The organism is Azospirillum lipoferum (genome assembly GCF_024170005.1).
Classification (GTDB): Bacteria; Pseudomonadota; Alphaproteobacteria; order Azospirillales; family Azospirillaceae; genus Azospirillum; species Azospirillum lipoferum.
Map to the genome: position 1 here is coordinate 134,722 of NZ_JALJXJ010000017.1, position 17,879 is coordinate 152,600.

Sequence of the window (17,879 nt, forward strand, 5' to 3'; positions counted from 1 at the left end):
TCAGGTGGCGCGGCGGGACACCGGCATGCCGAGGCCGGTCATGATGTTGATCACCTTGCAGGCGACGTTGGCCTCGGTCTCCTGTCGAGGCAGAGTCCGGGCGTGGAGGCTGCGACCGATCAGCGTCTTGTAGCGCAGCATCGCGACTTCCCGAGGGAGCGGCGGCCGTGCGGCCGTACTTTTCGAGGTGCCACTCGCCCTTGCCGAACACCTTCAGCCCGGTGGAGTCGATGACCACCGTCACCGGCCCGTCCGTCCTGGCCAGTGCCGACGCGACCTCCAGGATGGCACTGCGCCGGGAGAAGGTCGTGTGTGATCCGGAACCGGCAGATCCAGTCCCAGCAGGCGCATCAGCGAACCCAGCAAGCCTTCGGTCTGGCGCCACGGACGACCAAAGGCGAGGCGCAGCATCAGCCCGGCCTCGATCGCCAAGTCCGAGTAGCGGGAAGGCCGGCCACGCCGCCTCGTGGCGGGCGGCGTCCAGGCGGCAATCGCCTCCGGCGTCACCCAGAGCGTCAGGTCGCCGCGCCGGCGCAGCGCCGCATCGTAGTTCGACCAGTTCTCGACCCGGTAGCGCGCCTTCGGGATTTTGTGGCGACGGCTCTCGTTGGCCTTGTAAGGCATCGGGCTTTCGGCTTCAGCGGGACGCCTCTATACCCGCCAGAACCCTCACACCGCCAGCCCCTGACGATTTATGCGCCAACGTCGTTCAGGTATCCAAGCTCGCCGCACGGGACCGTTCATCCGGCCGAGAGATCGGGCAAAGCGAACTCCTGCAGGTGCCCGGATGGGTTCGCGTCCGTTCCGGGGTCGTCAGGCAGTTCGACCTTGAAGTGACGCCGCAGGACGTCGGCGACGAGTTCGTAGCACGATCCGATCCTGACAACCTCGAGCTCGGGAAAGCGTACGATCGTGGCAGAGCGCTTGTATGTATGGTACTTGCGGATACCGTAGTCGACGGTGATGTCTGCGATTTCCCGAATCGCCGGCTGGATGTCGTCCACGCGGAATTTCGGCCCGGTCCCCGTCAAGTTGGCGGAGGATCCGAAGATCGGGTGCAGGTTATCCCGGCTGAGCCGGCAGATTTCGCGGAACAAGGGACCGGCGTTCAGCAGCATCGCAAGGGTTCCGTGGGCGGTGCTGGTGGCCAGGAGACCAGGCGGCACGTTCCGCAGCATCGGATGTCCGGGGTCGAACGGCGCCACGGCCCCCAGCGGCAGATCGTAATCGGACGTGATCGCCTCGATCATCTCCCGTGAACGCGCATCAAGCACATGCAGTTCACGTTGCGTGTCCAATCCGCACAGGAATGCGTTCCGCTTGTGTCCTCCCCGCCCCTTGGCCGAGTTGATCCTTTTCACCGCATCTTCCGAGCCGCCCATCAACGCGTAGCCCACGTCGTTCGGGAATATCGCGATGCCTCCGTCCTTAAGGGCGTTGAACACTCGTTCTGCGTCCCCGCGCACGTCGATGACTGCCATGGGATGATCCTCCAATTTTCTGTGAGTGTTTTCAGTTCACGACTTGGGCTGCGATCCGCCCTTGCCGTCTGGCCTTGATCGGGACCAGCGCGAGAGCGCACACGGCCGCAATGCACAGCGAGGCGCTCATGAATGCGAATCCGGCGCCGAAACTGCCGGTGGCTTTCACCAGGTAACCGATGGCCGTGGGGGCCAGGGTCCCGCCGATCTGGCCCGCAGTGCTGACGATGCCGGCGTACGCCGCCCGAGCGCGGCCGGGAGCGAGGTCGAGCACCACAGCGCCGTAGGTGGCCAGTCCGGCGTACATGAAGAGGCCGGTGATCGAGAGGGACGCCACTGAGAGAGCGAGCGTCGCCGAGGCGAAAGCTCCGAACAGTGCCAGGCACGCCAACAGATAGACGGCCGCCAGGAAGTAGGGGCGCCCGCGGCTTCCGATCTTGGCCCCCGCCCAGCCCGCCGCTAGTCCACCGCAAAGCCCGAACACGTAAGGGAGACCGCCGAGAATGCCGGCGCCTTTGATATCGATGTGGCGCTCCAAAGCCAGATAACTTGGCATCCAGCCTAGGAATCCCCAGTATGCGATGCTCCAGAAGCCGTAGGCACCGCAGATGAGCCAAAGCGACGGCTCGCTGAGCACACTGCGGAAGCCGGCATTGGTGGCCCGGTTTTCTTCGTTCTGCGCTTGTGGACTGCCTGACGGCACCAGTGCGAAGTTGACTGCCGCCACAGCCAGTGCAGGGACCGCTAACAGCAGGAACACCTCATGCCAGCCGAACGACGTCAGCAGCATGCCTACGGCGGGCCCCGTCAGCGCGGGCGCGATGGCAAGCGCAGTCACCCATATCGACATGGCTTTTGGGCGGTCCTCCGCGGCGAAATTGTCGCCAATCAGCTTGTAGGTCGCTGCGTTCGACAATCCCTCGGAAACGCCGAACAACATCCGCGCCGCGATCAGTGCAGCGATCGTCGACACCAAGCCGGTCATACCCGTGAAAAGCGCCCAGAAGAGTGGACCGACGATCACGACGGCGCGGGCTCCCCATTTGTCGGCTATGATTCCCCCGGGTATTTGCGACAGCAGATACCCCAGGGAGAACGAGGACAGCACAATCCCGAAGGTATCGGTGTCGATGCTGAGGGACTTCATCATTGACGGGCCGGCGAAACTCACCACCACCCGGTCGGCGTAATTCACGAACTGCATGACCCAGATGGCGATCAGAAGCTTGGTGTTTCCACTCATGGCATGCGCTCCTCATATTTGTTTCTGAGCTGGTTTGTTCGCCGCAAGGGACGTCCGGCCAGTTCTCCTGCAAGGGCGCCGTCGGCGGCCGGCCTGGACAGGCTCGAAGTAGCCTGCGAGCGCGCCGCGGCGAAGCGCCGGGACGTGCCAGACACGAACGAGCGGCAGGCCCGTGCGACCCCTTGCAGATCATCCCGAGGCGTCGTGCTTACGGCTTGTCCGTGATCATGACGCGAGGAGCTTGACCTGCCGCTTCAGCAGCTTGCGCAGCAGGCGTTTGGCGGCCTTTTTGTCGCGCCGACGCTGGACCGGCACCTTGTCACACAGGGGATGGTTTGCTGTAAATCTCGCGGATTCTCGCCTTGAGCAGCTTTCCCGTCGCGGTATGCGGCAATTCGTCGACGAAGATCGCGTGATCGGGAATCCACCACCGGGCCACCTTGCCCTCATAATGTGCCAGGATTTCCCGCTCTGTCAGCGCCGAGCCCGGCCGGCGCACGACCACCAGCAGCGGCCGCTCGCTCCACCGCTCATCGGGATGGGCGACCACCGCCGCCTCCTGCACCGCGGGGTGGGCAATGGCGATATTCTCCAGGTCGATCGAACTGATCCATTCGCCACCCGACTTGATCACGTCCTTGGAGCGGTCGACGATCTGGACGTAGCCGTCGGCGTCCATCGTCACCACGTCGCCGGTCTCGAACCAGCCGGGCGTGGCGTGGACGGCCGCGCGCTCGTCACCGAAATAGCCGGCAGCCACCCAGGGGCCGCGCACCTGCATGTTGCCGAACGCAACGCCGTCATGGGCGATCTCGGTTCCGTCGGCGCCGACCACCCGGAACTCCATGCCAAACAAGGGACGGCCCTGCTTGGTGGAGAGGGCGACCTCCTCATCGGGCCTGCGGGTCGGCCGGTTGGGCTTGGGGCTGTTGGCGAGACCGACCGGGCTGGTTTCGGTCATCCCCCAGGCATGCAGCACCTCGACCCCGTGGTCGCGGAACCGTGCGAACATCGCTGGCGGACAGGCGGAACCGCCGACAGCCACGCGCTTCAAGGACCCGAAGGACACGTCATTGGCCGCCACCCAGTCGAGCAGGGCCATCCATATGGTCGGCACGCCGGCGGTGAAGCTCACCTCCTCAGCGATGATCAGCTCGTGCAGGCTCGCCCCGTCCAGCTTCGATCCGGGCAGGACCAGCTTCGCCCCGACCAGCGCTGCGGCATAGGGCAGGCCCCAGGCATTGACGTGGAACATCGGCACCACCGGCATCGCCACCGAGCCTGCGCCGAGCGCGAACACGTCCGGCATGCACACCGCCATCGCATGCAGAACGATGGAGCGGTGGCTGTAGAGCACCCCCTTGGGATCGCCCGTGGTGCCCGACGTGTAGCACATCGCCGCCGCTTCGTTCTCATCGAGTTGCAGCCAGTCGAACCTGTCCGGTTGGGCGGCCAGCAGATCCTCGTAACAGAGCAGGGCGGGAAGCCGCCGGGATGCCGGCATATGAGCGGCGTCGGTCATCACGACGATCGCCTCGACCCCGGTCAGCCGATCGGCGATCGACTCCAGCAGGTCGACGAAGCTCAGCTCGACGAACAGCACTCGGTCGCCCGCATGGTTGATGATGTAGGCGATCTGGTCGGGGAACAGGCGCGGGTTGATGGTGTGGCAGACATGGCCTGCTCCCGACGCCCCATAGTAGATTTCCAAATGGCGGTAGCCGTTCCACGCCAGCGTCCCGACCCGGTCACCGCGTCCCAATCCAAGCGCAGCCAGCGCATTGGCCAGTTGCTGGCTGCGCTTCCAGGTCTTGGCATAGGTCGTGCGATGGAGCGGCCCCTCGACCGTGCGCGAAACGATTTCAGTATCACCGTGATAGAGCGCGGCATGGCGCAGGATCGATGAAACCATCAGCGGCACGTCCATCATGGTCGAGCGCATCGTCTACTCCCTTATTTGATGATCTTGCCGTGCGCCGGACGTCAGGATTTCGGCAGATAGGCGTTGGTGTAGACCTTGTCCGGATCGACCGAGTATTTCTGGTCGGAAAACTCCCTCAGGAAATCGATGCTCCGCCGTAGGGCGTCCGCCGGCATCGCCGGATCGGTCGGAATCGCCGGGGTAATGGTCTCCCAGGCGGCGTCGTACAGGGCTTTTTCGAGCTGCGGGAAGTACTTGGCGTAGACGAGGTCGCGCGCCTTGATCCTTGCCTGCCGGTCGTGGATGTCGCGTTGCGCGCTGGCGATGGCGGCGAGCAGGCGGGTGGTGCGCTCGGGGACCGCCGAGGCCCACCGCTTGGTTGCGACCAGGACCACCGTCGGCATGCCTTTCAACGCCTCATAGGAACCACCGGGGCCGCTCGCCATCAGATAGGCGCCGGAGCGCACGAAATCTTCGGTCAGGGGACTGGCGCTGACGGTGGCATCCAGGCGCGGCAGGGCGGCGCGCAGCTCCTCCAACCCGCCGACGAAGACGATGGTGGTGTCGCGTTCTGGATCCAGCCCGACCGAGCGCAGGGCGTACTGCACCACCTGATGACTGCCGCTGCCGGAGCCGGTGACGCCGATCTTCTTTCCCTTCAGGGCGCGGAAGCGGTCTGCAACCGGAGTCCGGTCGGTCAGCCCGGCCTGTTCGGCCACCTCCTTGCGCATGACCAGATCGATCGACACCTCGTTCAGCACCGAGCCGATGACCACTGCCTCGACCCCACGGCTCGCCGCCGACAGGGCGCTGGAGGGGGCGCCGATATAGACGTTGGCGTTGCCGCCCAGCACCGCCGCCAGCGCGGTGGAGCCGCCGGTCTTCAGCACGGTGATCTCCGGAGCGATCTTCTGCTCGGTGAAATGACCCATCACGTCGGCGACATAGACCGGCATGTTGAACAGGCTGAGCGTCGAAGCGGTGAAGGTCACCTTGTCCTGCGCCAGTGCCGCGGTCGCGCTTCCGGCGACGAACGCGCAGACACAAGCGCGCAGGGAGCCCCGGATCAGGGCCTTCCAGATGGTCATGATCGCCTCCCGACAAAATCGGTTCCTATGGGGACCGGCCAAGCGCCGGTCAGATCGACATCTCACGGTCGTACTGGCCGGCCTGCCAGGGCATCATGCGGCGCTCGAACTCGCGGACGGCAAGGTTCAGCAGGACAGCGAGGATGATGATGGCGAGGATCGCGGCAAATACGCCGGACGTGTTGAACTGGCCGGCCGCATCCGACAGCAGATAGCCCAGGCCCCGGTTGGCGGCGATCAGCTCGCCGACCAGCGCGCCGATCAGCGCATAGGGCACCGACAGCTTCAGACCGGTGAAAACCCAGGTGACGACCGAGGGTAGCACCACCTTGGTCAGCAGGTCGCTTTCCCTGGCCCCCATCAGCTTCATGATCGCCACCAGCTCCCGGCTGACGCCACGGACGCCGGTATAGGTGTTCAGGAAGACCAGGAAGAAGACGATGGTGCCGGTCAGGATCACCTTCATCTCGATCCCGATGCCGAACCAGATGACGAACAGCGGCGCCAGCGCGATCTTGGGCAGGCTGTAGAAGATCAGGATGACCGGGTCGAGCGCCCGGCCCAGCAGTTCGTTGCGGCCGAGCAGGATGCCGACCGCGGTTCCCGCCAGCCCGCCGCAGACGAAGCCGGCCAACGCCTCCACCACCGTGATGCCGGCATGGTAGAACAAGCGGCCCGACGCCAGCAGACCCCAGAACTGCTCCGCGATCTCGCTGGGGCGGCTGACGAAGTAGGGATCGAACAGGATCCCCGCCCCACCCTCCCACACCGCGAGAAGCCCGCCGAGCAGGGCCAGCCGGATCGCCCAGATCGTGATGATTTGCCTGTTCATGGCGTCTCCTCCCCCTCCTCGCGGGCGGCGTCGGGAGCCAGCAGGCTCCACAAATGGTCGGTCGCGGCGATGTACTGGCGGTTGGAGCGCAGGCGGTAGAGATTGCGGTCGCGCGGCAGGTCGATGGTGACGATCTCGCGGACCATGCCCGGACGGCCGGTCAGTACGACGCAGCGGTCGCCCAGCGCCACCGCCTCGTCGATGTCATGGGTGACGAACAGGACGGTCTTGTTCAGGCGGGTGCAGAGGTTGCGCAGTTGCACCTGCATGGCGAGGCGGAGCTGGGCGTCGAGCGCGCCGAACGGCTCGTCCATCAGCAGCGTGTCGGGATCGTAAGCCAGCAGCCGGGCCAGCGCGCAGCGCTTGCGCATGCCGCCGGACAGTTGCGAGACGTAGGAGTTGCCGAAGCCGGTCAGCCCGACCAGCTCGATCAGCTCCTCCACCCGCCGGGCGATCTCGGCTTTCGGTCGGCGCTGGATTTCCAGCGGCAGCGCGATGTTGGCGTCCACCTTGCGCCAGGGCAGCAGATGGTCGCTCTGCGTCATGTAGCCGACGCGCTGGTTGTAGCCGGCGACCGGCACGCCGCCATAGAGCACGCGCCCTTCCGTGGGCGCAAAAATGCCGGCGGTCGCGTTCAGCAGGGTGGATTTGCCGCAGCCGGAAGGGCCGACGATGGTGATGAATTCGCCGCGCGCGATCTCCAGATCGATGCCGCGGGTCGCCACCATCGGCGCCTTGGCCGTGCCAAAGCTCTTGCCGAACCCTTCGAAGCGGATCAGCTGAGCCGTCACCGCGTTTTCGGAGTGGAGCCGGACCCCACGCCCCGACGGCTGCGGGGGCGCACCGACGGACGTTTCCGTCTTCGGCCGGGGTATCATCGGGTGTCATTCCCGCTGTTGCCGAACGCTGCTCCATCGTCGGTGAGATCCATGCTTCCCTCCCATCGGTTGTTCCGGAATGCCGAAGGTCACTGCGGCCGCGCCCCGCCCGGAAGGACAAGGTGCGCTTCATCCGGGTCCTCTATTATTCGCTAGGCATAGCATTTATCATCATAACATGCAATGTCTTATTATACTATGTCGGATGTCTGCCCAACGTCTGCTCCGACCGCTCCGGCGGGCTCCACCATGCGAACGATATGGCATGCGAACGATATGGAAGGTGTTCAGTGCATTGCCGAACCCGGTGCCGCCACATGCCCTCACCGGAATCGAGACGGCGTTGGCGATCGACTGCACCGCGTTGACTTGGTTGCGCATCGACAGGATGCCGACGTCCGGCAGTCCGAGCACTGTCGCCGCTACGCCAAAATTGCTTCCCCGACGGGCGAGGAAGCCGGCCTGCTCGACCAGAAGCATGCCGTACGCGTCATAGGCGCCTGAAACCGGCAGCACATTTCGCGTCTGGATTGGGTCAAATAGCCGCTTATTCTTGGACCTCCGCCCCTCCCGCGGATTGGTTCACCTCGACTGCCTCGTAACGTCCAGCCGCAGCCGTTCCCAAATCTCGTTCCCAAATCCCTAGGCGGGATCGATTCGTCAATCCAATCACTTCCAAACATGGATATGCCCCGGCGCACCCCTGCTGTGACCAGGCAGCAGGAACAATGCGCCATGACATATTCATTGTTGGTGGTATGCCATGGGCGGTACGTCAGTCGATCCGCCCGGCCGCCTCGAATTCCAGCATTTGCCCGTTGCCGAGTTTGGTAGAGGAGATGCGGTAGCGGAAGGAATCCCAACGGAAGGTGGCGATCATCCGCTGGATCGGCCGTCCGCCTCCATCGCGCACCAGCCGGTCCAGGATGAAGACCGGCGCACCCGGCTCCAGCCCAAGCAGGGCTGCCACGTCCCCATCGCACGGGGCAGCGCGCATCTCCTGCTCGACGCTGCCGGGCTGGATGCCACGGGCAGATAGAAGGTCGAGCATCGTCGATTTGACCAGCGCCTCGCGCGGCAGCATCGCACCGATGGCCGCCGGCACATGGGCCAGCGTATGAAGGATGGCTTGACCGCGCCGGCGCCTCACGCGCTCCACCTGGAGAACCGGCTCATCGACGGAAGCCTCCAGTGCCTCGGCCACCTGTACGGTGGGCATGCGCCAGCCGTAGGACAGCACCTCCGCCTCCATGCCGCGGCCGATCTGCAGGATGGAGGCGAGTTCCTCCTCGATACGGGTGTTGACGGCGGCAGTCAGCATGGCGGCAACACGTGCCTGCCGGCCGCGGCCGCGCTCGATCAAGCCCTCGCGTTCCAACTCCTCCAGGGCACGGCGGACGGTGATCCGGCTGACCTTGTGCTCGTCCTCCAGCTCCTTCTCGCTGGGTAGCAGCGAACCGGGGGCGAAGATACCGGCCCTGATGGCATCACGCAGGTTCTGCTGCACCCGCATATAGAGCGGCTTGGCATCGGCAGCGGCCTCGTGGGGGCGACTAATCATAATATCTCCTTGCTACTTAGCATACTATATGATATGTAGGGCCAGCATGTTTCGGATAAGTCATAACATGTGATAGCTCAAGTCCGATGCAGGGAACAGAACTTATGACAATGGCTCACATCCTCAGGACACAGCTTCGCGATGGCGGGCTCCTCGTCGCTCCCGGCGTTTACGACGGCATCACCGCCCGGCTGGCGGTCCAGGCCGGGTTCGAGACCGTCTATATGACGGGCGCCTGCGTGTCGGCCGCCCGCGGCTATCCGGATTACGGCCTGCTGACCCTGACGGAAATGACCGAAGCGGCCGGCGTTATCGCTGGCGCAGCCGGCGTGCCGGTCATCGCCGATGCCGACACCGGCTACGGCAACGAGCTGAACGCCACCAGAACGGTGCGCGAGTACGAGATGCGCGGCGTCGCGGCGCTCCACATCGAAGATCAGGTCATGCCCAAGCGCTGCGGCCACCTGGACGGCAAAGAGGTGATCGGCCGCGAGGAATTCGCCGCCAAGATCGCCGCCGCCGCCGCGGCACGGCGGTCGCCGGATTTCGTGGTGATCGCGCGGACCGACGCCCGCGCCGTCGCCGGCCTGGACGAGGCGGTCGCCCGCGCCAATCTGGCACTGGCCGCCGGGGCCGACCTCGCCTTCGTCGAGGCGCCCCAGTCGTTGGAGGAGGTCGCTGCGATCCCGCAGTTGGTCAAGGGTCCCTGCCTGCTGAACATCGTCCCCGGCGGACGGACTCCCGACGTGACGATGGCCCAGGCGACGGAGATGGGGTTCCGGGTCGCCATCCTGCCCGGCCTGCTGATCACCGCCGCCATCGGCGCCTTCGACGCGGCGCTTACGGCTTTTGCGGAAACGGAATTCGTCGACTCCAGCACCGGGCCGAACGTCCGTGAGCTGTTCGGCCGGCTCGGTGCGCCGGAATGGGACCGCCTGCGCCGCCGGTACGCCCAGGCTGCGGAGTGACGGCGATGCCCCGCACCCTGTTCGACCGCATCTGGGACAGCCATGTCGTCGCCGACCTCGGCGACGGCTGGGCCCTGCTCCACATCGACCGTCATCTTCTGCACGATCTGTCGGGAACCGGAGGACTGCAGGAGGTCGAGGCCCGCGGCCTGATAGTCCGCCGTCCCGACCTCTGCTTCGCCACGGCCGACCACGCCGTCAGCAGCGCCCCCGGCCGCACCGGAACGAGCTATGACCGCGGGGCAGCCCTCTACACCGGCCTGAAGGAGCGGAGCAGGCAACTCGGCATCCCCTTCTTCGACATCGGGCAGGACGGGCAAGGCATCGTGCATGTGATGGCCCCCGAACTCGGCATCACCCTGCCCGGCACGATCCTGGTCTGCGGCGACAGCCATACCTGCACCAACGGCGGGCTGGGGGCGATCGCCTTTGGCATCGGTTCGTCGGAGCTGGTCCATGTCCTGGCGACCCAAACATTGCGGCAGCGCAAGCCCCGGCAGATGCGCATCACCTATCACGGATTCCTGGCGCCGGGGGTCACTGCGAAGGATCTGGCTCTGCATGTCATCGCCACGCTCGGCGCCTCAGCCGGCACCGGCTTCGCCATTGAGCATGCCGGTCCGGGCATCGCCAATCTGCCTGTCGAGGGTCGGATGACGCTGTGCAACCTGTCGGTCGAGCTGGGCGCCAAGATCGCGCTGTGCTCCCCCGACGACAGAACCATTGAGTATGTCCGCGGCCGGCGCTTCGCCCCCGCCGGCGATGCATGGGAGGCCGCGCTCGCCGACTGGCGCAGGCTGCGGACCGACGACGATGCAGTGTTCGACGTGGAGGTCCGCTTCAACCTGGCAGAGGTGCCGCCAACCGTCACCTGGGGCACATCGCCCGATCAGGCGGTGGCGGTGACCGGCAGCGTACCGGACCCCGCACGCGCGTCCGACCCGACCCGAGGCGCTGCCTGGCAGGCCGCACTCGACTACATGGGGCTGCAGCCGGGCCAGCAGTTGGAGGGGACCAAAATTGACTGGGTCTTCATCGGCTCCTGTGCCAACTCCCGGCTGTCCGATCTCCGCGACGCCGCGCGCATCGCCCGCGGGCGCCGGGTCGCCCCCACCGTCCGCGCCTGGGTGGTGCCGGGCTCGGACGCGGTGCGGCGGGCGGCCGAGGCCGAGGGCCTGGACGAGGTCTTCCGCGCCGCCGGGTTCGAATGGCGGGAGCCGGGGTGCAGCATGTGCGTGGCGGCCAACGGCGAGCAGGTGCCGCCGGGCGCCCGATCGGTCAGCACCTCCAACCGCAACTTCGTCGGTCGCCAGGGACCGGGCGCGCGCACCCATCTGGCAAGCCCGGCCATGGCCGCCGCCGCCGCCGTCACCGGAGCGATCTCCGATATCCGGAGGTTTTGAAACGATGCAACCGTTCAAAAACGTCACCGGCCCCGCCGCCCCGCTGATGCGCCGCGACATCGATACCGACGTGATCATCCGGATCGACCGATTGACCCAGTACACCCGCGGCCAGCTCGGCCCCTTCGCGCTGGAGGCGCTGCACGGCGACGATTTCGTGTTGTCCCGGCCGCAGTTCCGCGGTGCACCGATCCTGCTCGCCGGAGCGAACTTCGGCTGCGGTTCCTCCCGCGAGGCCGCGGTCTGGGCGTTGCAGGAGGCCGGGCTGCGCTGCGTGGTCGCCGCGTCGTTCGGCGATATCTTCTTCTCCAACTGCATCCAGAACGGCGTACTCCCGGTCGTGCTTCCCGAGGCGACGGTGGAAGCGATCGCCGTGCAGGCCGCCGACGGCGCCCCGCTGACGGTCGATCTGGAAACCTGCACCCTCACCGCCCCCGACGGAACGGGACACACCTTCACGCTCGACGCGACGCAGCGGGAAACCCTGCTGGAAGGGCTCGACGAGCTGGGCCTGACTTTGCGCTGCGTCGATGACATCGCCGCCTGGGAGCGTGCCGACGCCCTGCGTCGCCCCTGGGCGGTCCCAACCATCCGGAAGGACGCCGCATGAGTTCCATTGACGAGATCCACACCGGCCGCGCCACCACCGATCCGGCCGGCCCGACCGGGCGCCTTGCCACTTGGCTCGCCGACCTGCGGTTGGAGGATGTGCCGGAGCGTGTCCGCCAGCGGGCGATCCATCTTCTGCTCGACGGAATCGGCTGCGCCCTGGTCGGCGCCCGGCTGCCCTGGTCGCGCCGTGCGGTGGAATCGCTCTGCCGCCTGGAGGGATGCGGACCTGCCCAGCTGATCGGCTGGAACCGCGGGGCGCCGCCGCCGCTCGCAGCATTGCTGAACAGCACCTTCATCCAGGGCTTCGAGCTGGACGATTTCCATCCCTTCGCCCCGCTGCACAGCGCGTCGCTCGTACTGCCGGCGCTGCTGGCCTGCGCCCAGGCGGACGGAAAGCGCGGCGGGCCGGTCAGCGGCGCCGTCTTCCTCAAGGGGGCGATCGCCGGGTTTGAGGTCGGACCGCGCGTCGGTCTCGGCCTGCATGGAATCGAAATGCTGTCGCGCGGATGGCATTCCGGAGCGGTGTTCGGAACCCACGCGGCCGCGGCCGCGGCCGGAACGCTGCTCCGCCTCGATCCCGCCGGGTTCGAAGATGCGCTGGGCATGGCGGGAACCCAGTCGGGCGGATTGATGGCCGCCCAGTTCGAGGCGATGTGCAAGCGCATGCACCATGGCTTTGCCGCCCGCGCCGGCCTCGGCGCCGCCTGGCTCGCCGCCGACGGCTACACCGGAATCAAGCGGGTGTTCGAGCGCGACTATGGTGGTTTCCTCGCCGCCTTCGGCGAGGGGCACGATCCAGACGCCTCGCAGGTCGCTGCCGATCTGGGAGAACGTTGGGAGACGGAGCGGATCGTCGTCAAGTTCCACGCCGCGATGGGCGGCCTGCATTCCACCATCGACGCGGTCCGCAGAACGTTGGCGGAGCGGCCATTCCGGCCAGAAGATGTCGAGAGCATCGACGTCTGGGTCGGCAAGGCCGTCTATCATCACGGCGGCTTTCCGGTGGAACGGCCGCTGACCTCCATCGGTGCGCAGATGAGCCTTGCCTATGCGGTCGCCGTCGCGGTCGTCGACGGCAGCGCGATGATCCCGCAATACACGGCGGAGCGGATCGAATCCGACGATCTCTGGACTCTGATCCCCAAAGTCCGGATGCATGAGGACGAGAGCTTCCAGGGCGGACCGCACAAGAAGCTGGGCTGTCGGCTGCGCATTGCGCTTACCGACGGATCAATGCGGGAGGTGGAGCAGGGGCTTCGCTTCTCCGAAGCGATCTCCAACGACGACATTGTCGCCAAGTTCCGCACTCTGTGCGAGCCGATCGTTCCGGCCGACCGTTGCGAGCGGATCGTCGAGGCCGTGTTGGGGCTGGAGCGGGCCGAAGACCTGAGCGGGCTGTTTGGGCTTTTGGCGCAGGAGACCGCATCGGCACTCGGAGCACAGGACGACTGAGCGTCCCCCGGAATCCTCGAGACCAACTGATCACACAGACGATTTGAACCGCCGCATCTTCCGGTCTCGTCGCCGCACCGGCTGGTGCGAGACTTCGGCCCGGTTGTTCGTTCGCCGCCCTTGTTCATGGTGGGCTGTCAGACCGATTTCGCGGAAGATGGCCCTGTAGGACCGGAGCTTGTCGGTCGTGACCTGGATGGGGGCGAAGCCATACTTCTTCAGCAGCTTGCGCATCACCTTCAAAGCCGCAGCTTTGTCGCGTCGGCGCTGGACGAGCACCTCCAACACCTCGCCTTCATCATCGACGGCCCGCCACAAGTACATGAGCCGGCCACTGACCCTGGTCACCATCTCGCCCAAATGCCAGCGCGGGCTGGGTTTCGGCCGGCGGCGCCGCAAGTTGCCCGCAATGGCCGGCCCGAACTTCACGACCCAGCGGCGCAAGGTTTCGTAAGACACGTCGATGCCGCGTTCAGCCAGCAGTTCCTCGACGTCCCGGTTGCTCAGAGTAAACCGCAGATACAGCCAGATCGCATGCTGGATAATCGCGGGCCGGAAGTGGTGGCGGGCATACGAGAGCGGCGACATCCCTCAAGCTTACCGTCACGACCGACACGACACCATCGTTGATGTGACAATGCCGCCGAGCCATCTTCCGATCGATCGCGCTGTCAGGCCGCCGGCGCCACGTCGAACAGCTCGCGCATCCGTGCCTGATAGTGCTCATCCGATGTGGACCAGCGCAATTCGGCCAGCATCCGAGTGTCCGGCCCCGCGGGAAAGCGCACTTGACGGCCGGCAAGGGTGGCGGCGGCGAACGTGACCTCCGCCACCTCCGCCTCGGTGCAGTAGGCGGTGGGATAGTCGGCCATCTTCGCGAAGAAGGCTTGGGCGAAGGCGCCATACTCCGCGGGGATCAGGCCCTGCATGCGGGGGGCGCCGTTCGCCGAGAAATTCGTGGTCGGTGCGTAGCCCGGCTCCACCAGCCGCGCCTCGATCCCGAACTGGCGCAACTCGTAGGACAAGGATTCGGTGAACCCCTCGACCGCCGATTTGCTGGCTGTATAGGCGGCGACAAGCGGCATCGGTCCGATGGTGGTGCTGGACGTCAGGTTGACGATCACGCCATGGCCCTGCCGCCGCATCTGCGGGATGATGGCGCGGCAGGTCGCCATGACGCCGAATATGTTGGTCTCGAAGACCTCGCGGATGACGGCATCGGGTGTCGCCTCGAACGCCGATGCCAAGCCGATGCCGGCATTGTTCACCAGCACGTCGATCGCCCCGAACCGCCCGACGCCGTCGGCGATGGCGGCTGCGATGCTGTCCGGACTGGTGACGTCCAACGGCAGGACGTTCAGCCGGCCCGTCGCCGCCGTGAAGGCCGCCGCCGTGAATACCGAGCGATCTGGACGCCGCATCGTTGCGATGACATTCCATCCGCGATCAAGGAAGTGCGTCGCGATGGCTTTGCCGTATCCGGACGAGGTGCCGGTAATCAGAACCGTCTTTGCCATGGGTAAAACTCCGTTGATGTGACCCGGCCTCAGCCCAGCCGTCCGACGAGCCTTGCGAGGTCCCGTCCGATGTTGCGGACGACGCCATCCGTCACGGGGTCCTTCAGACGCCCGTCCTGGTCGAACGCGTCGTACGCGCCGCCGAGCGCCATCGATTGTGGAAGGACGATCACGCCCAGCTTTTCCAGCACGATCCGCAGTGCCGTCTGCGACCGGATGCCCCCGAGGACTCCCGGCGAGGCGGAGACCAGGGCGGCCGTTTTGCCGGACAGCAACGAAACGCCGGTCCGGCCGTCGGCCAGCGGTCGGGACAGCCAGTCGACCGCGTTCTTCAGCAGCGCCGTGTACCCGCCATTGTGTTCGGGTGTGGCGATCAGGAGCGCATCGTGCTCGGCGACCGCAGCCTGGAAGGCACGCGCACCGTCCGGGACGCCGCGCTCCTGCTCCAGGTCCCCGTCGTAGATCGGCATGTCGTAGTCGGCCAGCCGCACCGCAGTGACCAGCGCGCCGGCGTCCCGGGCACCCGCCGCCACCCTGTCCAACAGTTTCTGATTGACCGATCCCCTGCGGGAGCTGCCGGACATCGCGAGAATTCTGACCATGATCTGTGCCTCCGGTGTGTTGATTTGGGGGGGCCGTCCGGGGCTCTGGAGCTGCCGACGGCTTCACCGTCACGCCGACATCCGGCCGGCCGGCGCAGGCGACGGCCTCTCCAGCCCCACCGCCGTCGGCAGGCCGAAGAAGCGTCTGGCATTCTCGCCCAGGAGCTTGCGCTTTTCTCCGAGCGACAGACCGGGATGTTCACCGATCAGCCGGCCGATCCGCTGCTCGCCCAGCGGGAACGGATAGTCCGATCCGAGCATCACCCGATCCTCGCCCATGACGTTGATCAGCAGGCGCAGGGCCGCCGGGTCGAAGACCGCGCTGTCCACCGAGAAGCGGCTCACATAGGAGGACGGCAGCCTGGGGCAGTCCTCGCGGACGATGTCGCGATGCTTCCAGGCATTGTCGACGCGGCCGAGCAGGTACGGGAAGCTGCCGCCGCCGTGGGCGAAGCAGATCTTCAGGGAGGCGGGAATCCGTTCGAACGCACCGGACAGGATCAGGGACAGGATGCCCAGCTGTGTCTCGGCCGGCATCGCCACCAGCCATGGCAGCATCCATTTCTTCATCCGCCCGTCCGACATCATGTCCCAGGGATGGACCAGCACGGGAATTCCCTCCCCCGCGCAATGGGTCAGGAAGGTGATGAATGCCTCATCATCCAGATCACGCGGCCCGACATGGTTGCCGATCTGCACGCCCCGATGCCCGGCGGCAAAGGCGCGGGACGCCTCGGCGCAGGCGAGATCCACGTCCTGGAGCGGCACCTGTGCCAGCGCGAAGAGACGTCGGGGCGCCGCGGCGCACAGCTCCAGCGCCTTGTCGTTCATCCGCCTGGCCCAGTCCAGCGCCAGGCGGCCCTCGCGGCCATAGCCGAACATCACCGGGGTTGCGCACATCAACTGGATATCGATGCCCTGCCGGTCCATGTCCTCCAGGCGCCGCTGCGGATCCCACAAGGCCCGCGTCACCGGACGGAACTTCTGGTCTCCGGTCATGATGAAGCCGGTTTCCCCGTTGGCGTCGATCGACAGCCAGGGTCCGTGCCGGTCGTCCAGTCGCTCCGCTTCCGTCCGGGAAACAGCCGGAAAGAAATGCGAATGCATATCCACCCGCAATGTCATGGGGATGCCTTGTTGGTTGGGATCAGCGCATGATCGCTGCCGGTCGATGTCGGAAGAAATGACACCGTCCACCGGAGCCGATCTTCGATCGGACGGCTGGGACGCCTGCGATCGTCTGGTGACCAGAGTAGGTCAAACCGGCGGGGCCGAATAATCAAACATCCCGCCGTGGCTATTCTGGATTGGAATACCGCCGTTCAATCGTGAAGCGTCTCGGCCACGGTTCCGGCCACCTGGCGCAAACGGGCGATCAGGGACTGGCCGGCGGGGGTGAGGTCCCTGCCCGCCCTGACGGAATAGCCGACGCTGCCGAACGTTCCGATCGCCGGCAGGTCGAGGACATGCAGAAGTCCCATCCCGACGAATTGCCGGGCGACGCGGTGCGGCATCAGGGCGACGCGCGGCGCCTCCAGCAGCAGGCCGATGTTCGTCAGCATGGAAAGGGATTCGATCGCATCCACCGGAAACGGCAGCCCGGAGGTCCGGAACAGGCGGTCGGCCGTCAGGCGCATCGGGGATTCCGGTGGCGGCAGGATCCAGGGAACCCCCTCAAGCTCCGGCAGCGAGGTCACCGCGGACAGACCGTCCGCGTGCGGCTTGCCGGCCACCACGCACAGCTGGTCGTCGAAAAGCGAGAAATGGCTGAGGGGAAACGCGTTGGAGATCGGCAGCTCGCTTTCCGGCAGCCGGCCGACGACGATGTCGAGATCGCCGGTCGCCAGGGCGGAGAACAGCTCGACGGTCGGCCCCTCCCGCACCGTGACCAGCACGCCGGGGGCGTCCCGCTTCAGTGCCGCGATCGCTGACGGCAGCAGATGGGCGGACGCCGAAATCAGGGTGCCGACGACGACGTGGCCGGTCACGCCGCCGCGGAAGTCGTTCACCTCGTCCGCCAGCAGCCGCAGCTCCGCCAGCAGCGATTTGATGCGCCGTGCGACCAGCAACCCCAGATCGGTGGGGACGACGCCGCGGTTGGTCCGGGAGAAAAGCTCCCCCTCGAAGCAATATTCCAGCTCCTGGACGACCTTGGTGACGGCCGGCTGCGTCATCTGCAGATCGTTGGCCGCCCGCAGGAGGGAGCCGGTTTCCATCACCCGGTTGAAGATCAGGAGCTGGCTGACCTTCAATCGGCGGCCGAGCCCGTTGATGGTGATGTTGATCGAACGCCGCGCCATTCCCAACCCGTTCGCCGGTCA

At 66.1% G+C, this 17,879-nt stretch carries 16 protein-coding genes and 2 pseudogenes; 4 read left to right on the forward strand and 14 right to left on the reverse strand.

From position 1 onward, the window contains the following. The 9 genes and pseudogenes from J2848_RS29990 to J2848_RS30025 all read right to left on the reverse strand — a co-directional run bounded on the left by J2848_RS29990 (position 1) and on the right by J2848_RS30025 (position 9,004). Positions 1-624, reverse strand: a pseudogene (locus J2848_RS29990) (transposase). A gap of 116 nt (positions 625-740) precedes the next feature. Beyond that, on the reverse strand, positions 741-1,481 hold the full coding sequence (locus J2848_RS29995; protein ID WP_149234096.1) for a Sua5/YciO/YrdC/YwlC family protein: 741 nt from the start codon (positions 1,479-1,481) through the stop codon (positions 741-743). 31 nt (positions 1,482-1,512) lie between these two features. Beyond that, entirely contained in the window at positions 1,513-2,724 is a 1,212-nt protein-coding gene (locus J2848_RS30000) for an MFS transporter (RefSeq protein ID WP_149234095.1), read from the reverse strand. 319 nt (positions 2,725-3,043) lie between these two features. Continuing rightward, a complete protein-coding gene (locus J2848_RS30005) occupies positions 3,044-4,666 on the reverse strand; it encodes a long-chain-fatty-acid--CoA ligase (protein WP_149234094.1) in 1,623 nt (540 codons plus the stop codon). Positions 4,667-4,707: 41 nt separating this feature from the next. After that, positions 4,708-5,733 carry an ABC transporter substrate-binding protein gene (locus J2848_RS30010; protein ID WP_149234093.1) on the reverse strand — a complete coding sequence of 342 codons (1,026 nt, stop codon included), beginning with the start codon at positions 5,731-5,733 and terminating at the stop codon, positions 4,708-4,710. A gap of 49 nt (positions 5,734-5,782) precedes the next feature. Continuing rightward, complete coding sequence (locus tag J2848_RS30015; RefSeq protein WP_149234092.1) at positions 5,783-6,565, reverse strand: ABC transporter permease; 783 nt, start codon at positions 6,563-6,565, stop codon at positions 5,783-5,785. Further along, complete coding sequence (locus J2848_RS30020) at positions 6,562-7,356, reverse strand: ABC transporter ATP-binding protein (protein WP_170307202.1); 795 nt, start codon at positions 7,354-7,356, stop codon at positions 6,562-6,564. Before J2848_RS30020 ends, J2848_RS30015 begins: the two co-directional genes overlap by 4 nt. 258 nt (positions 7,357-7,614) lie before the next feature. Continuing rightward, complete coding sequence (locus J2848_RS36235) at positions 7,615-7,959, reverse strand: isocitrate lyase/phosphoenolpyruvate mutase family protein (protein ID WP_366520497.1); 345 nt, start codon at positions 7,957-7,959, stop codon at positions 7,615-7,617. 259 nt (positions 7,960-8,218) lie between these two features. Next, a complete protein-coding gene (locus J2848_RS30025) occupies positions 8,219-9,004 on the reverse strand; it encodes a GntR family transcriptional regulator (protein ID WP_149234090.1) in 786 nt (261 codons plus the stop codon). 104 nt (positions 9,005-9,108) lie between these two features. Here J2848_RS30025 and J2848_RS30030 point away from each other — a divergent pair, with 104 nt between their 5' ends. From J2848_RS30030 to J2848_RS30045, 4 genes are read left to right on the forward strand one after another with little or no spacing between them, the layout of a single operon-like run. Beyond that, positions 9,109-9,972 carry an isocitrate lyase/PEP mutase family protein gene (locus J2848_RS30030; RefSeq protein ID WP_149234089.1) on the forward strand — a complete coding sequence of 288 codons (864 nt, stop codon included), beginning with the start codon at positions 9,109-9,111 and terminating at the stop codon, positions 9,970-9,972. A 5-nt stretch (positions 9,973-9,977) separates the two neighbouring features. After that, positions 9,978-11,375 carry a 3-isopropylmalate dehydratase large subunit gene (leuC, locus tag J2848_RS30035; RefSeq protein ID WP_149234088.1) on the forward strand — a complete coding sequence of 466 codons (1,398 nt, stop codon included), beginning with the start codon at positions 9,978-9,980 and terminating at the stop codon, positions 11,373-11,375. A gap of 4 nt (positions 11,376-11,379) precedes the next feature. Further along, positions 11,380-11,985: a 3-isopropylmalate dehydratase small subunit gene (gene leuD / locus J2848_RS30040; protein ID WP_149234087.1), complete on the forward strand. Its 606-nt coding sequence runs from the start codon at positions 11,380-11,382 to the stop codon at positions 11,983-11,985. Further along, the gene (locus J2848_RS30045; RefSeq protein WP_149234086.1) at positions 11,982-13,439 is read left to right on the forward strand and encodes an MmgE/PrpD family protein; all 1,458 of its coding nucleotides are present in this window, start codon (positions 11,982-11,984) and stop codon (positions 13,437-13,439) included. Before leuD ends, J2848_RS30045 begins: the two co-directional genes overlap by 4 nt. Before the next feature lie 42 nt (positions 13,440-13,481). On the opposite strand, the pseudogene J2848_RS30050 reads toward J2848_RS30045, so the two are convergent. From J2848_RS30050 to J2848_RS30070, 5 genes and pseudogenes are all read right to left on the reverse strand, one after another. Next, positions 13,482-14,027, reverse strand: a pseudogene (locus J2848_RS30050) (IS6 family transposase); the annotation flags it as partial. An 83-nt stretch (positions 14,028-14,110) separates the two neighbouring features. Further along, entirely contained in the window at positions 14,111-14,956 is an 846-nt protein-coding gene (locus tag J2848_RS30055; RefSeq protein ID WP_149234084.1) for an SDR family oxidoreductase, read from the reverse strand. Positions 14,957-14,985: 29 nt separating this feature from the next. Then, positions 14,986-15,558, reverse strand: a complete 573-nt coding sequence (locus J2848_RS30060; RefSeq protein WP_211103281.1) for an NADPH-dependent FMN reductase — start codon at positions 15,556-15,558, stop codon at positions 14,986-14,988. 69 nt (positions 15,559-15,627) lie between these two features. Further along, complete coding sequence (locus J2848_RS30065; protein WP_149234083.1) at positions 15,628-16,683, reverse strand: amidohydrolase family protein; 1,056 nt, start codon at positions 16,681-16,683, stop codon at positions 15,628-15,630. 197 nt (positions 16,684-16,880) lie between these two features. After that, positions 16,881-17,858 (reverse strand): LysR substrate-binding domain-containing protein, encoded by a 978-nt coding sequence (locus tag J2848_RS30070; protein WP_149234082.1) that lies wholly within the window; start codon positions 17,856-17,858, stop codon positions 16,881-16,883. Positions 17,859-17,879: the final 21 nt, after the last annotated feature.